Annotated in this window: 11 protein-coding genes; 8 read left to right on the top strand and 3 right to left on the bottom strand. The window is 57.6% G+C overall.

Annotation, left to right across the window (positions count from 1 at the left end; translation table 11 throughout):
- The first annotated feature begins 1,237 nt into the window (after positions 1 to 1,237).
- The 5 genes from AAFG07_RS32575 to AAFG07_RS32555 all read left to right on the top strand — a co-directional run bounded on the left by AAFG07_RS32575 (position 1,238) and on the right by AAFG07_RS32555 (position 7,028).
- Positions 1,238 to 2,032 carry a Crp/Fnr family transcriptional regulator gene (locus AAFG07_RS32575; protein WP_342723808.1) on the top strand — a complete coding sequence of 265 codons (795 nt, stop codon included), beginning with the start codon at positions 1,238 to 1,240 and terminating at the stop codon, positions 2,030 to 2,032.
- Positions 2,033 to 2,177: 145 nt separating this feature from the next.
- Positions 2,178 to 2,726 (top strand): amidohydrolase family protein, encoded by a 549-nt coding sequence (locus AAFG07_RS32570; RefSeq protein WP_342723807.1) that lies wholly within the window; start codon positions 2,178 to 2,180, stop codon positions 2,724 to 2,726.
- A 233-nt stretch (positions 2,727 to 2,959) separates the two neighbouring features.
- On the top strand, positions 2,960 to 4,372 hold the full coding sequence (locus AAFG07_RS32565; RefSeq protein WP_342723806.1) for an amidase: 1,413 nt from the start codon (positions 2,960 to 2,962) through the stop codon (positions 4,370 to 4,372).
- Positions 4,373 to 4,434: 62 nt separating this feature from the next.
- Entirely contained in the window at positions 4,435 to 5,628 is a 1,194-nt protein-coding gene (locus AAFG07_RS32560) for a Xaa-Pro peptidase family protein (protein WP_342723805.1), read from the top strand.
- Positions 5,629 to 5,951: 323 nt separating this feature from the next.
- Positions 5,952 to 7,028, top strand: a complete 1,077-nt coding sequence (locus tag AAFG07_RS32555; RefSeq protein WP_342723804.1) for a tartrate dehydrogenase — start codon at positions 5,952 to 5,954, stop codon at positions 7,026 to 7,028.
- 196 nt (positions 7,029 to 7,224) lie between these two features.
- Here the strand turns inward: AAFG07_RS32555 and AAFG07_RS32550 are convergent, their stop codons facing one another.
- Positions 7,225 to 7,719, bottom strand: a complete 495-nt coding sequence (locus AAFG07_RS32550) for an Lrp/AsnC family transcriptional regulator (protein ID WP_342723803.1) — start codon at positions 7,717 to 7,719, stop codon at positions 7,225 to 7,227.
- Positions 7,720 to 8,172: 453 nt separating this feature from the next.
- Between AAFG07_RS32550 and AAFG07_RS32545 the strand changes: the two genes are divergently transcribed.
- Positions 8,173 to 8,373 (top strand): hypothetical protein, encoded by a 201-nt coding sequence (locus tag AAFG07_RS32545; protein ID WP_342723802.1) that lies wholly within the window; start codon positions 8,173 to 8,175, stop codon positions 8,371 to 8,373.
- Between the two features lie 538 nt (positions 8,374 to 8,911).
- Here AAFG07_RS32545 and gabT read toward each other — a convergent pair.
- Positions 8,912 to 10,213: a 4-aminobutyrate--2-oxoglutarate transaminase gene (gabT, locus tag AAFG07_RS32540; protein WP_342723801.1), complete on the bottom strand. Its 1,302-nt coding sequence runs from the start codon at positions 10,211 to 10,213 to the stop codon at positions 8,912 to 8,914.
- 399 nt (positions 10,214 to 10,612) lie between these two features.
- Here gabT and AAFG07_RS32535 point away from each other — a divergent pair, with 399 nt between their 5' ends.
- The gene (locus tag AAFG07_RS32535; protein ID WP_342729308.1) at positions 10,613 to 12,076 is read left to right on the top strand and encodes an NAD-dependent succinate-semialdehyde dehydrogenase; all 1,464 of its coding nucleotides are present in this window, start codon (positions 10,613 to 10,615) and stop codon (positions 12,074 to 12,076) included.
- 208 nt (positions 12,077 to 12,284) lie between these two features.
- Here AAFG07_RS32535 and AAFG07_RS32530 read toward each other — a convergent pair whose 3' ends face one another.
- Positions 12,285 to 13,202 (bottom strand): LysR family transcriptional regulator, encoded by a 918-nt coding sequence (locus AAFG07_RS32530; protein WP_342723800.1) that lies wholly within the window; start codon positions 13,200 to 13,202, stop codon positions 12,285 to 12,287.
- A 370-nt stretch (positions 13,203 to 13,572) separates the two neighbouring features.
- Here AAFG07_RS32530 and AAFG07_RS32525 point away from each other — a divergent pair, with 370 nt between their 5' ends.
- Complete coding sequence (locus tag AAFG07_RS32525) at positions 13,573 to 15,228, top strand: AMP-binding protein (RefSeq protein ID WP_342723799.1); 1,656 nt, start codon at positions 13,573 to 13,575, stop codon at positions 15,226 to 15,228.
- Positions 15,229 to 15,249: the final 21 nt, after the last annotated feature.

The raw sequence follows: 15,249 nt of genomic DNA, 5'->3' as shown, positions 1-15,249 counted from the left end.
TCAACAACGCCGCCGCTAACCGCATCCGGGCCAGCGCCCACTGCTTCGAAGCCAAGGTCTTCGGGATCGTGACGGCTGGCTACATGACTAAAACATCGGGAAGAAGCGATCTCACGTTGATTGTTGGATTCGTAACATGTTGTCGGGCACACAGCACATTCGCGGGAAAATCACTCTCTACAAATCGAGCTCTCGCTGTTGGCACGTTCTTTGAAGGGAAGTTTCATGCATCATTCGGTACCGCAACCCTCAGGGAAATGGCCGTCTTGTCTCGCAAGATAATCGCCTCGTAAACGTCACGAGCGAATTCGAGTGGTCAATGCCGCCATCCGTCCCAGCCTCAGCCATGCGTTCGCGCATTACTTTGCTTCCATGACCCACAATGCCGGGAGCGCTCTTCGCGCTGGCGATTGCATGATCTGGCACGCTCCGGCCGCACGCCTCACCTGCCGCTTGACTTTGCGCTTGGAGCGCGACCGCTGGTCAAGCTAACGCTGCTTATTTGGGTGGCGTGCCCCTGAACGGCAATCAACAGTAGATCGACAAGTTAGCGTCCGTGACCTCTGTGGCGTGTGGCTGCGCAAGGCTCCCGTATGAGCAGCACTCGGGGCATGGGCAGAGAGGGGCCTCCTCGGAGCAAAAGAGGTCGTGGCCCGATGAGGCAGACAGGACGCATCATTTTCATGAATAAGATTGCCGTAGCAAAGCCAGTGTCGACCCCGCGGCGGGGAGCAAGGGGATCGGCGGTTGGTCATCACATGGCTCCGTCGACCTGGGCGAAATCGCGAAATTCGCTTTGCCTATGGTGCTGACGCAGCTTGGACAAATCGCTATGACGACTACGGATCTCGTGTTCATCGGTCGTATCGGCGCGTAGGCGGTCGCCGCGGCTGCGCTGGCCGGAAAGGCTTATGTCGTTAGCCTCACCTTCGTGATGGGCTTGCTGGCGACCATGGCCGTTGCGGCGCAGGCGTTTGGGCGAATAATCTAAGTCTGGTACGGCGTTCGCTGCGCACGTCTTCCATTCGACACCTTCTGGCTGTCCGACCCTGTGTCTACCCATTCGGAGGATGTCAGGCCCGATCGACACATAACTTTTTGGAATCATCTCGGAGAGCGGAAAATATTAGTCATTGGCAAACGAAGTAATATAGTTGGGTAAAGTGAGCATTCTAGAACGTTTTAGCGCCGGGCTGGCCGTGCCAGAACTCACGTGCGCCATCGGAGACAGGCCGCTATGACCGACTATGTGTCTGCCGGCTCCAACGGGTCTGCAGGGTTCGCACAACCACTCCTGTCTGGCGAGGGAACGGGGCGCATTCCTGTGAGGTCATTTGTTAAAAATGAAATCTTAGCTAGGCTTTCGTGTCAGGGCCTCTCGGAGATCGGCAGGTGCCTTGAACCCATTGTCCTGAAAGAACGCATGGTCCTTCAGGAGCCGAGAAGAAAACTTGATTATGTTTACTTCATAGAATCGGGGCTTGTCTCGCTGAGGATAGCTGCGGCGGGAGCGATTGTTGAAACAGCAGTCATTGGATATCGGGGCGCCGTCGGCGCTTCGCGGTTGGTCGGAGGCCATGTTTCCACCCATCAATCTGTCGTCCTCTTTCCTGGTACGGCGCACAGAATCGATGTTGAGGCTCTACGTGGGCTGATGAATGCGCGGCCCGAAATCCTCGATCGTCTCGCATGGTACGTCCAAGCTCTTGGTTTGCATTGCGCGCAGACTGGATTTTGCGGGGTTTGTCACAACCGCGAAAAGCGCCTAGCAACTTGGCTTTGCTTGGCAAGCGACGCTATTGACGCACAGGTTCTTCCAGTCACCCATGATTATCTTTCGTCTGTCTTAGGCTTGCGGCGCGCGGGAATTACAGAGACGCTGAACCTATTCGAAGAGCTGGGATTGATTCAGAAGACGCGCGGCGTACTGCAAATCGGAAACCGGGATAGCCTCGAGCACAGGACGTGCTGTTGCTACAAGCTCATTTCGGCCGCTTACTCGAGTACGGACACCGAGCTTGCTCGGTTTTAACTTCGCTAATGCCTTCGAGCTCGTCATAAGGCTTGTAATGCGTCGCACTGCGGCGCAGAGGGATCCGGGGACGCCAGCAGTAGGTGCCGCACAGACGCGCAGATCCGGGAAGTGCGTTAGGACTTCAGTCGATCCGCACAAAGGTATGCAGGCAGTCCGCGAGCTGGAACGGGCAGTCAAAGAACTGGGGCTGCGTGGTCTCAACCTTCAGTGCTTTGAGCACAGACTTCCGATCAACGACAAACTGATGTACCCTCTCTATGCCAAATGCGTAGAGCTGGACATACCAGTCAATATCCACTGCGGCATCAACTTCTCCATGCAGACTACCATGGCTTACGGTCAGCCATTTCTGCTGGATGAAGTCCTAACGCACTTCCCGGATCTGCGCGTCTGTGCGGCACCTCCGGGTTGGCCATGGGTGCAGGAGCTGCTCGGCGTGGCGTGGAAGCATCCAACGCTTTTTATTGGCTTGGTGATGGTCAAGCCGAAGCTGCTGGCGGTTGCGAATTCCGGGTATGAATCACTGTTGCAGTACGGTCGAACACTCCTAACGGACCGGATTATTTTCGGCTCCGGGTTCCCGCGACTATCACCTGGGCAGGCTGTGCGAGAAATCGATGCGCTTGGTCTGCCGGACGACGTCAAAGATCTGTGGCTTTACCAGAATGCCAAGCGGTTTCTGCGGCTGTGAGGCAGGCCGGCTGACCACGTCGCTCTGTGTCAGCAGCGCCCGAGAAAGGAAGAATGCATGACCGATGCTGAATTCGATGGCGCGATGAGCCGGAGTGGCTTGCGACTAAGGCCGGAGACGCTGGCCGAGTTGCGACGCGCCAGCCCGATCGTCGACTTGCTAGCCGATCGCGTTTCGCGAGATAGGCCTGCAGGCGCTCAACCTTCTCTCGTCTTTAACCCCGAGCAGCGCCCATGACACCGCAATTCACGATCGCGGAAGCGTCTCGGCTGTTTGAGGCACGGAAACTTTCGCCGGTCGAGCTGACGCAGGACTGCTTTCGCCGGATTGGCGCTGCGGACGATCAGCTTAATAGCTTTTTGCTCCTGACCGAAGAACGAGCGATGGAGGATGCCCGCGCGTCGGAGCGGCGCTGGAGCAGCGGTCAGCCCAAGGGCAAGCTGGATGGCATTCCCATCGCTCACAAGGATGCCTTTGACACGGCCGGAATACGGACGACCTGGAACTCCCGCATCCTGCAGGACAACGTTCCGGCCGAAGATGCGGTTGCCGTTCGCAATCTGGCCGAGGCAGGCACCGTGCTCATGGGCAAACTCGGGACTTATGAATTCGGCCTGGGCGGTCCGTCCTTTGACCTTCCTTGGCCGCCGCCTCGTAATCCCTGGAATCCAGACTACAGCCCCGCAGGAAGTAGCAGCGGGACGGCCGTCGCTGTGGCCGCCGGCTTCATTTTGGGCGGCACGGGATCTGACACGAGCGGTTCCATCCGTGGGCCTGCGTCGGTATGCGGGATCGCCGGGATCAAACCCACTTATGGGCTGATCGATGCTCGCGGCATTCTCCCGCTTTCTTTCACTTTGGATCATGCTGGGCCTATGGCGTGGACAGCGGAGGATTGCGCGTTCCTGCTGGAGGCGATGGAGGCTCGTAGCTCGAATGAGCCAGGTCTCCGCCGTCCCGTCGCTGACTTCACTTCCGGGATTCACGCCGGGATCAAGGGATTGCGGGTTGGCGTAATTCGTCATTTTCATGAAGTCGATGCCCCTGTTAGCGCGGCCACTCGGACGGGCATCGAAGAAGGCTTAGGAGTGCTGCGCGAACTCGGCTCCACAGTAACCGATGTAAAGCTGTCGCCCCTAAGTGATTATCACGCGTGTTGCACCCTGATCTGCTTTGCGGAAGGCTATGCGGTTCATAAGCCGTGGCTGACGACCCGTTATTATGACTATAGCGAGTTCTTTCGCGACCGCGTCGGGCTTGGTGCACTGATAACTGGCGATCAGTACGTCGATGCGCTGCGTCGGCAGCGCGAGTTGTGCCTTGAAATGGCAGCGGCTACGGCGGACGTCGACGTACTTGTCACGAAATCACAAGCGACGGAAGCAATACCATTCGAAGCCGTGCAGAAATGGTCCACGTGGGAGAAGGTTAGTTTCAATATACCCTTTAACGTGACCGGCTATCCGGCGATCTCTGTTTGCTCCGGATTGGGCGAGGGCGGCTTGCCGGTCTCGATGCAGCTGGTAGCCAAGCCGTACTGCGAACCTCTCCTGCTGCGGATGGCCCATGCTTTTGAGAGCGCTACATCCTGGCGTCGGAAGCGACCTCCCTTGCTCAGGAGCAAGGGGCAGCTCCGCAACGAATAGGCATAGACGCGGGGCTATCGGCGAAACTTCCAGCAACGAGCTAAGCAGTTAAGGAGAACCATATGACCGAAACGTCAATCGAGAATACCACGCTGGTCAAGCCAGAGTTTACTCAGGAAGAATACAAGCAGCGGCGCCAGCGCGCGGCTGCCTTGATGAAGTCTCAGGGTATCGACGCTCTGGTACTCAATTCTGAGGCCAATAACCGCTATTTCACGGGTCACGCGACCGGGCGATGGCTGAACCGAACCCGCCCGATTTTTCTTATCATTACGAAAGAAGCGGCTGCGACGATCCTCTGCTCCACGAAGAGCGAGCAAGATACGGCGCTCATGACCACTGGCGGTGGTTGCGAAATCAAGGTTTTCGGCGGCACCGGTCACGATTTGAACCCGGGACTCAAAGGTCTTGTGGATGAACTGCAGGCCCTCGGGCTTAGTAAGGCTCGTGTCGCCGCAGAACTGGGGATCCATCACCGTCCGCAGCTCCCCCCCTTGGCGTTCGATTGGCTGCGTGCGGCTCTCCCGCAGATGATCCTTGAAGACGGCAGCGATCTTCTCTGGCGCGTGCGAGCGATCAAATCGGCCGGCGAAATCGGATACATGAAGACTGCGATCGGCATCACGCATCGCATGTATGATAAGGTACCCGAGTGGTTGGGAACGGCGAAAACTGAGCGGGAGGTATTTACTCGCGTCGGACTAGATCTCCTCACGCTCGGAGGAGAGACCGTCGGATATCGGTGCGTTAACACCGTTGGCCAGCCTTGGGACGGGGGCTACACGGATCGGTCAATCCGACGCGACAGCGTGATCTTCATCGACGCTTGCTGCAGTGTAGCCGGTTATTGGTCGGACTTCTGCCGGGTATTCGCAGTTGGGGCTCCGACGCCTGACGAAGAGGATACTTACAAGCGCCTGTGGGACATCACGAGCGAAGAAATCGCAGCGGTGCGACCCGGCATGACCATCAACCAGCTCTACTCAGCCGCTCGTGGGTCCACTGAACGAATGACAAGCGGCGCACTACCGACACTTGGCCGTGTGGGGCATTCGATCGGTCTTGAAATCGTGGAGCCGCCATCGATTTGCGCGGAACAGGATTGGGTAATTGAGCCGGGAATGGTTTTGTGTATCGAGCCAAGCCTGACTACCTCGAGCGGGAACCAATTAGTCGCGGAGGAAATGGTGGCAGTGAGGGAGAACGGCGCTGAATTGCTGACCAGGCGCGCTCCAGAGCGAATCCGGCGTGTATAGCCGCGGTGATCCGGATCGTAGGGACCCCACGCGCGCTTGACCGCGCTGTCATCAAGCTTCCCGTCGCTTTGCGGCGATACTACTAGACGCGCGCCCGACTGGGTACCGATCCTCAGACACCGGGCTGCCGTGCATCGCAAATCGATGTCCTAGATCCGACCGAAATTGGCACGACCAGAACGATCCCTAGCTGCAAGCGGCAGCCGAGGGCCTCCGGTGTGCCGGTTATCCGCGCCCCGAGGAGACCAAAGAGCCGGCCCTGTCGAAGAACGGCATGTCGTTCAAGCAAATCGTGCGTCAACCCAAGCATCAAGGACAATTCAATGAATAGCAGAAAACGACACCGGATCGCAGTCGTCCCTGGCGACGGGATCGGCAAGGAAGTGATGCCGGAGGGCCTGCGCGTCATCGAGGCGGCGGCGAAGAAGCACGGTGTCGACGTGAAGTTCGACCATTTCGATTTCGCCTCCTACGACTATTACGAGAAGCACGGCGAGATGATGCCGGCCGACTGGAAGGATAAGATTGGCAATCATGACGCGATCTATTTCGGCGCGGTGGGCTGGCCGGCCAAGATCCCGGACCACATTTCGCTGTGGGGCTCGCTGATCAAGTTCCGCCGCGAGTTCGATCAGTACGTCAACCTGCGCCCGGTGCGGCTGATGCCCGGCGTGCCGTCGCCGCTGGCGAACCGCAAGCCGGGCGACATCGATTTCTGGGTGGTGCGCGAGAACACTGAAGGCGAATACTGCTCCGTTGGCGGCCGCATGTTCCCGGACACCGACCGCGAATTCGTCACGCAGCAGACAGTGATGACGCGCACCGGCGTCGACCGCATCCTGAAATTCGCCTTTGAGCTGGCGCAGTCGAGGCCGAAGAAGCATCTGACCTCGGCGACCAAGTCGAACGGCATCTCCATCACGATGCCCTATTGGGACGAGCGCGTGGAGGCGATGGCCAGGAAGTATCCGGGCGTGAAGTGGGACAAGTACCACATCGATATCCTCACCGCGAACTTCGTGCTGCATCCAGACAGGTTCGACGTCGTGGTCGGCTCCAATTTGTTCGGGGACATTCTCTCCGACCTCGGCCCGGCCTGCACCGGCACGATCGGCATCGCGCCGTCGGGCAACATCAATCCGGAGGGCGATTTTCCCTCGGTGTTCGAGCCGGTGCACGGCTCGGCGCCTGATATTGCGGGGCAGGGCATCGCCAACCCGATTGGCATGATCTGGTCGGGCGCGATGATGCTGGAGCATCTCGGCGAGAAGCAGGCGGCGGACGCCATCGTCGGCGCGATCGAGAGCACGCTCGGCGAACGCACGCTGCGCACCCGCGACCTCGGTGGTAACGCCGATACCACCGCGTGCGGTAAGGCCGTCGCTGAGATGTTGGAATAATGGCATTAATTGCGGATCTGGCCGCGATGGACGTCATCACGGCCAGAGTCATACCAGTGAGCCCAAAACTAGGCGCAGTTTCACAGCTAGCTCATCCATGATGTTTCGCATGCCCGTTCGTCAGGCGGATATCTCAAGCCTGAAGAAGCTAGCAGCCGAGTTTACGCGGAGACAACACTACAGCTCTTGACTTCCGTTACTGCGAAAGATCGAGCAGTGTCCTGAGCGGAAATGCATTCTTCACAATAGGGGATTTCAGCACGATATAGCTGAAGTACTTCTTAATCCCAACGTTGCGCGCAAGCAGGTTTTCCATCCGATCCTGATAGTGGTTGATGTTCCGGCACACGAATCGCAGCAAATAGTCGTAGCCGCCGCTGATTAGGTGGCACTCCAGCAGTTCGTCGACATTACGCATGTTGGCCTCAAACTTTACGAAATCTTCCCTGCGATGGTCGATCAAGGTGACTTCGGTGAAGACCGTTATGCTCTCGGTGATTTTCGCCAAGTTGATCTGCGCGCCGTAACCTGTGATGTACCCGGCCGATTCCAAGCGCCTGACTCGTTGAAGGCAAGGGCTTGCGGACAGGCCGACGACCTCGGCCAGATTGGCATTAGTCATCCTGCCATCCTTCTGCAACTGGACGAGGATGCTCAAGTCAATCCGGTCGAGCCTTAGTGAGCCGTTCAATCACCTGTCTCCGTGCTGCCGGTGGGATAGTGAACGCGGCTCGCCAGCATTGGCCAGATTAATTCACGAGTCCATAGAGCGGCATGTGCTGCGCGTCATTTTCCCGGCTAGTGTGCGGAGCCTCAACCCCGGTTAATCCGAGCCTGCGGATCGGTGGCTTGGAGCCGATACAGCCATGGGGACGATTAGCGGTAAAGCCATCTTGGCAGCTCCGCTGCTCGTTCCGTTGAGGTGGTGTTGTTGGCTTGGGCCCAGGTCCACTCTTGCAGGCTGGCTTGAATGAACGCTCGGCCTTGCGATTGGTTTTGGGCACGCATATAGCTTGGTCGGGATGTGCGGAGGCCGAAGCGCTTACACGCCCTTAGGAAAGCGAAGAGTTTGTGGCACGCGCCATTGTCGGTCATGACGCGTTCTAACTTCACACGCGAGGTCACGTAGTAGGCTACGGCCGCCTTGGGGGAGGGCACAGCCCTTTCGCTTGTTCTTCATCAGCTGGCTGAAGGTCTGCGACGCATCGTCGATGCAGACGTGTACGAATTCTCAACCGGCTCCTTGGCGGTGAGAGCGCAGATTGCTCGACCCATGTCGATCGCCGGTGATCCGATAGCCGATCCGATTGAACTTGCCGAGCTTTTTGATGTCGATGTGAACTAGTTCAACAGAATGCCGGCGCTCATAGCGCCGGCTCGGCTCGGCCGGCTCCCGAGCAACCAACCTGTTCAGACCGAGCCGGCGCAGGACCCCAGCTTCGAACGCGGTTTGTTTGCCGGTGTGGCGCTGCAGGCGGAATATTGCGACAGCGGTGCACGTGGTTGCCGGGGTTTGGCTTGGCAATGAATGAGGCCGTGAGGAACGATCCCGCAAACTATCGGCGCGTTCTGCGCGGAAGCGTTCGAACCATTCGGCGACGTTTTCGCCGTGACATTGAATTCGAGGCGGCTACGGCCTTCGGCAAGCCGGCCTCGGCTATGCTCCGCACCCTTTGGCCCGTCATGCCCCCGAATGTTCATCTGGTCTTTCCGTCGAACACTGAAGCTTCGCAACCTCAGCTTCTTCGGTCAGACCAGATGGACAACCTTCTGAAAGATCCCAGCTCGTGGTTCTTGGGCCATAACCAAAATCGACGCGGTGAAATGCACCATCTGCCGGGGAAACTGCCGAGCCACCAGCCGGCCGGCCCTCTGGGATAGAGCTAGGCGACCACCTTCGCGCTTTCGCTGGACAGGGCCGCATCCAAGATAGCGATCGCTTTGTCCAGATTCTCATCTGATGTGACAAGAGGCGCGAGGAACCGAATTACGTTGCGGTGGATGCCGCACTTGATCACCAGGAGCCCGCGCTGACGAGCCTGGTCGATCAGGCGCTGTGCGCGATCCGGATCCGGCGTCTTAGTCTTGTTATCTGTGACCAATTCCATTGCCTGCATGAAGCCGAGTCCGCGCACATTTCCGATGATTGAGTGCCTTCGAGCCAGCTCACGCAGACCCGATTCGAGCTTCTTGCCAAGATACTCCGCGCGCGCGAGCAAGCCATCCTGCTCAAAGGCGTCTAGCACGGCGAGCGCCGCCGCGCACGCGATAGCGTTGCCGCCGTAGGTCCCGCCTAAGCCGCCGGGTAGGGGGGCGTCCATGATCTCCGCTCGCCCAATAACGCCGGACAACGGAAACCCACCGGCAAGGCTCTTGGCTACGGTAACGAGATCGGGCTGAATCCCGGCATGTTCGAATGCAAAAAGCTTCCCGGTCCGGCCGAAGCCGGTTTGGATTTCGTCAGAGATAAGCACGATGCCGTGCCGCTTTGTGATTTCTCGCAACGCCTTGAGAAACTCAGGCGGAGCCGGCAGGAAGCCCCCATCGCCCTGCACCGGTTCGACGATGATCGCGGCGACACGCTCGGGCGCGATGTCCGTTGCGAACACCTCGTCGAGGGCGGCAAGTGCGAGGTCAGTCGTCATGCCGCGGTAGATGTCCGGGAATGGCGTGTGAAAGATCTCGGAGGCGAACGGCCCAAAGTTCTGCTTGTAAGGTTGACTCATGCCTGTGAGGCTGACACCAAGCATCGTACGACCATGAAAACCGCCTCTGAACGCGATGATAGCCGAACGGTTTGTATAAGCGCGAGCAATCTTGATGGCGTTCTCCACTGCCTCGGCTCCGGAGGTCAGGAAGATGCTCTTGTGTGGTTCGCCCTTACCGACCATGCGGTTTAGCTTCTCAGCGAGATGAAGGTATGGTCGGTAGCTAGCGACCTGGAATGCCATGTGAGTAAGCTCTTTGAGCTGTTTCTCCACGGCAGCCACCACCCGCGGATGGTTGTGTCCGACGTTGAGTACCCCGATACCTGCAACAAAGTCGAGATACTCTTTGCCCTCCACATCCCAGACCAACTCGCCGTGCGCGCGGGCAACGATGATCGGATGGGCGGTGAGCACACCACGCGGGATGTTTGCAGTGCGGGATGCGGCGAGCTCGGCGGCAGCGTGAGCGGGTGACATAACGTGGGTCCTTGTTGATGCGGCGGCTTCGGTTTGGAATTGGTCTTGTTGGATTTTATCCTCGACGCCTCGATCAAGTTACCGAAGATCATGGTTAAACCGCAGGGTCTATCGTCAAGAGAGCGACAAACAGCAGCCCCTGCTCATCGATCCATCCCGGAGAGATTGTCGTCGATCGGCTACCCGCCCGCACCGCAGAGTCGGCGAGGTGGCCAAGAATTGCCAACCTCCAGTCGGCGTCTCCCGCATCTAGAATCGTCGGATCCATCGGAGACAGCAGGACATTTCGCAGGAAGAGCATGAATCGATTTTTTCCACGTCGCTAGCAGCCTTCAGCAGCAGAGGTTGCGGCACCGGCGTGCGAAGATGAAACCTCATGTTGGGAGATGGACATTGTCGATGATCGCGCGTTTGAAGGATAAGGATCTGTTCCGTCAGCAGGCGTTCGTCGCCGGTATATGGGTTGATGCCGACAATGGCGCTGTGGTCAACGTTACAGATCCGGCGACCGGCGCCGAGATTGGAAGGGTGCCGGCGCTCGGAGCGGAGGAGGCCAAACGGGCCATTAAGGCAGCCGAGGAGGCATGGCCGGCTTGGCGCAGTCTTCCGAGCGGCGAGCGAGGGCGCCTGCTGGAAGAGTGGTATCGCTTGATGATCGAAAACATCGACGACCTTTCCTTGATCATGACGCTTGAGCAAGGCAAGCCGCTTTCTGAAGCGGCAGGCGAAATCCGCTATGGTGCTAGCTTTATCAAATGGTTTGCGGAGGAGTCGCGTCGCGTTTATGGCGAAACCATACCGTCGCCCACAGCGGACCGCCGCATCTTGGTCCTGAAGGAACCGGTGGGAGTCTCGGCCGCGATAACGCCGTGGAATTTTCCGAACGCGATGATCACCCGCAAAGCGGGTCCAGCGCTGGCGGCCGGCTGTCCGCTGATTGCGAAGCCATCTGAACTTACTCCGTTCTCGGCCGTCGCATTGGCGGTGCTCGCAGAGCGGGCCGGGTTTCCAAAGGGTGTCTTCTCGGTCTTGACTGGCATGCCGCAAGCGATCGGCGCCGAGCTCACCTCGAATTCATCTGTACGTAAGCTTTCGTTCACCGGATCCACGCGCGTTGGCCAACTGCTGATGCAGCAATCGGCCAGTACCATTAAACGAGTGAGCTTCGAACTAGGTGGTAACGCACCGTTCATTGTATTTGATGACGCTGATGTTGATCTCGCTGTATCCGGATTGATGGCCAGCAAATTCCGCAATGGTGGTCAAACGTGCGTATGCGCGAACCGGGTGCTTGTGCAGGACGGGATCTACGACAAGTTCGCCGACCGACTGTTAGCTCAGGCGTCGAAACTCGTTGTTGGTAACGGATTGCGAGAGGGCGTCACTATCGGTCCGCTGATCAACCGGGCCGCGGTTGACAAAGTTCGTCGTCATATCGACGATGCGCTTTCAAACGGCGCGCGCATTATGCTAGGTGGCAAGACCGGAACAACCGATCAGTTTGTCGAGCCTACGATACTTTCAAGTGCAACGGTGAACATGCAATTGGCGAACGAAGAGACCTTCGGCCCGCTTGCTCCGCTATTCCGGTTTAAGGACGAAAAAGAGGCAATTGAGATCGCCAATGCGACTCCGTACGGACTGGCAGCGTACTTTTACACATCCGACCTTAACTGCTCTTGGCGCATTGCCGAACAACTTCAGTTCGGCATGGTCGGCCTCAACACCGGCTCGGTGTCGCTTGAAGTGGCACCATTTGGAGGTATCAAACAATCTGGAATTGGCCGCGAAGGATCAAAGTTTGGTATCGACGAATACCTTGAAGTCAAGGCGTTCCACATCGGGGGCCTCGGAGCACATTGAAGGGCGGTTCGCCGGAATACGAGCCAATTCCTTGCTCAGCCACAACTCTCTGTCTTTTATTCGACTGAGACAGCGTTCCAGTTGTGGCGCATGCACTTATCATGGTGAATTCCGAAGCGGATCAAGGCCGTTACGACGAGCTAAGCTACGACGAGCTAATCAGAGAAGTCATATCTGGTTCGACGAAACACAATTCTTTCGTGGCGCGTTAAAGCGATCGCAGTAATGGACTCTGGCTGACATACTCACCGAAAGTTTCGCGCACGATTTGGATGAACTCGGAAGCTGCAATCGATGCAGGCCGATTAGGAGGGAAAATCAGGCGCGGCTGATTTTCAATCTCTGGCTCCAGTTTTGTGACTTTGAGATTCGGAAAAATGCCGGACAAGGCGGTGAATGGATCAATTAGGCCAACTCCGAGTCCGCTGTTGATTAAAGTGCATGCGATGACCGATTGATTTACAGAGATATCGACTTTGGTGGGCGGTTTCAATTTATCCAGGCGATGCCTCAACTCCATGCCAGTGATCGTGTGTTCGGAAAAGGCGATGATCTTTTCTCCCGCCAGATCCTCCATTTGAATTACGCTCTTCTTTGCAAGCCGGTGACGTTTTGAAATCACAGCGCCAATGAACGCTCTGCAAAGAGGCTCCGTTTCTAACGTTCCCTCCATTGTGGCGCCGTCCGCAACCCCAATATCGACTTGATTGTTCGCAACATCTTCAACCACTTCGCGCGTCGCAAGCGCTCGTACGTTGATAACGGCTTGCGGCCGTCGCTTGCGATATTTCTGTATTGCGGAAGCGACGATCGAAGCACCAAGCGTGGAGACGGTGGCTACGGATACATGGCCCACATTGCCGCCGGAGATCTCCGCCGCGAGCCGCTCGAGATCTTCGATCGCGCTGAAAACCTGGCTAACCTTCGGGATAAGCAACGCGCTCTCAGGTGTCGGCTGAAGGCGCCCTTTCATACGTCGAAACAAGGGCACGCCGATTTCCCACTCGATCTGTTGTAGTGTTTTCGTAACAGCAGGTTGACTCACGGCGAGCAGACGAGCGGCTGCCGAAACGCTGCCTGTCTTCACCACCGCGCGGAAGACGGCAAGGTGACGAACATTGATCATAGACGACCCTCGCGAACTCGGAGCGCAAAGTACAGTCTATAACTTTTTCGAAGGTTGCAACAGTAGCTAAGGCGTCGAGCCACGGCCATGCGTCATTCTGCCTGATGCTTGCGGCACAAAGCGCGCAATAGGCCCCCCTCGAGCCTCCTCTAGCCGTTCCATGGCGCGTGGGATGTCCCATAACGTTTTGGAAGGTTCTCGGTTAAATAAGAGTATTGGACAGGGTCAGCCGCAAGTAATTAGGTCGAAACACCTAGTTTCACAAAGATTGCGGGGAAGGAATGTCCAAACGGACGCGGGCGCGGCTGATTGCAAGGGGCGTGCTGCAACATCATGCGAACGGGCAGCGGTGCTATCGCGGGCGTTTGCCATGAACAGAGATCGTATTGCTTTGGCGACGGTCCCTCCCGCACATGAGCGCCGCGCGCTTATTGAGGCCGAACCCCTCCCAATAAACTTCGAAGCCCTAATCCGCGAAGCGTCGCGAGAAGGCGGAGATTCGCTCGTTTGGCACTTCATCGATAGCGGAGAAAAGCTACGTTATGATGAGCTTGAGACCCAAACACGCGCGTTGGCTGCCGGATTTGTGCAGCTCGGTATAAGGAAGGGTACGCATGTTGCGGTGATGCTGCCCAATATCGCGGCGATGCCGTTGACCTGGTTGGCACTAGGTATTCTTGGCGCGGTAATGGTGCCGCTGAATACCGGGTATAGCGAGCGTGAGATAGAATACGTCCTTAACGATAGCAGCGCCTCGTTTGTCGTCACAACCTCGCTACTGCTGCCGACGATCCAGCGGGCCATCGCGCGTGGAGCGGTCTCCATGCCCGCAGAAAGGATGATTGTCGCGGGAAGTGCGCCAGCAGGCCACGTTGCCCTTGGCTCTTTGATGCAGGCCGATCCCGGCGCCTTGCTGCCGACGCCCGATGTGCATCACGATACCTTGCTCAACATCCAGTATACGTCAGGCACGACTGGCTTTCCGAAGGGCTGCATGTTGTCACAGCGCTTTTGGCTTAGCTCAGGAAAGGTAAATGCCTTTCGTGATGGTCGCGGCTATCGACGAATCTTGGCTTCTACGCCGTTCTATTACATGGACCCGCAATGGCTGCTTCTAATGGCGCTTTATCAGAAGGCTACGCTGTACGTAGCCGAACGGCAGAGTGCGTCGCGGTTTATGGAGTGGGTACGAACTTACGAAATTGAATTCTGCCTTCTGCCGTATCTGACCCTGAAGCAGCCGGCCGACGCGCGCGACAGCGAGAATGCCGTGGTCCGGGCGAACGTCTATGGGGTCCCGCCAGCGTTGCACGCCCGGCTCGAGGAACGTTTCGATATCTGTGCGCGTGAGGCGTTCGGTATGACCGAAGTAGGCCCAACGCTTTACATGCCTATCGAAGCGATCGATATGGTCGGTTCTGGATCGTGCGGGATTCCCTGCCCGTTTCGGGAGTGCCGCGTTGCGGACGAAAGTGGTGCGACGGCGCCGCTGGGGACAGTCGGAGAACTGCTAGTTCGTGGCCCCGGTATTATGCTCGGATACTACAACCGGCCAGATGCGACGAATGAGGCCTTTCACGGCGACTGGTTTCGAACCGGCGATCTCTTCCGTATGGATGAGCGCGGCTACTTTTATATTGTGGGTCGTATCAAGGACACGATACGTCGAAGCGGTGAGAATATCGCGGCGCGTGAGGTGGAGGCGGTGCTAGCGTCCCACCCGGATATCGCAGAAGTCGCAGTCATCCCTGTCAAGGACGAGATCCGCGGCGAAGAAATCAAGGCAATCGTGGTTTGGCGGGTTGGTGCGGGGACGGAATTCCAAGTCGCCAGCCTGATTGAGCATTGTCATCGCAACCTAGCACCCTTCAAGGTGCCTAGGTTCTTTGAGAGCAGACTGTCGCTGCCGAAAACTGGATCGTCAAAGATAGCCAAACACGTACTCCTGACGGATGCTCCTGGCGCCATCGTGTTTGATCGGATCGCCGTAGCGTCCGCGGCTCCCCGAGTAGGTGGTGAAGCATGAAAAGCGCTGTGATCGAACCGC

The sequence above is a fragment of the Bradyrhizobium sp. B097 genome (assembly GCF_038957035.1).
Taxonomy (GTDB): domain Bacteria; phylum Pseudomonadota; class Alphaproteobacteria; order Rhizobiales; family Xanthobacteraceae; genus Bradyrhizobium.
The sequence above is the reverse complement of the archived record's forward strand: the minus strand, read 5'-3'. Positions and strand labels throughout refer to the sequence as shown.

Excerpts from the sequence above, each read along its gene's own strand:
- gabT (WP_342723801.1), bottom strand. The coding sequence starts at position 10,213 with ATGTCACCCGCTCACGCTGCCGCCGAGCTCGCCGCATCCCGCACTGCA.
- AAFG07_RS32525 (WP_342723799.1), top strand. The coding sequence starts at position 13,573 with ATGAACAGAGATCGTATTGCTTTGGCGACGGTCCCTCCCGCACATGAG.
- AAFG07_RS32575 (WP_342723808.1), top strand. The coding sequence starts at position 1,238 with ATGACCGACTATGTGTCTGCCGGCTCCAACGGGTCTGCAGGGTTCGCA.
- AAFG07_RS32570 (WP_342723807.1), top strand. The coding sequence starts at position 2,178 with ATGCAGGCAGTCCGCGAGCTGGAACGGGCAGTCAAAGAACTGGGGCTG.
- AAFG07_RS32530 (WP_342723800.1), bottom strand. The coding sequence starts at position 13,202 with ATGATCAATGTTCGTCACCTTGCCGTCTTCCGCGCGGTGGTGAAGACA.
- AAFG07_RS32560 (WP_342723805.1), top strand. The coding sequence starts at position 4,435 with ATGACCGAAACGTCAATCGAGAATACCACGCTGGTCAAGCCAGAGTTT.
- AAFG07_RS32535 (WP_342729308.1), top strand. The coding sequence starts at position 10,613 with ATGATCGCGCGTTTGAAGGATAAGGATCTGTTCCGTCAGCAGGCGTTC.
- AAFG07_RS32565 (WP_342723806.1), top strand. The coding sequence starts at position 2,960 with ATGACACCGCAATTCACGATCGCGGAAGCGTCTCGGCTGTTTGAGGCA.
- AAFG07_RS32555 (WP_342723804.1), top strand. The coding sequence starts at position 5,952 with ATGAATAGCAGAAAACGACACCGGATCGCAGTCGTCCCTGGCGACGGG.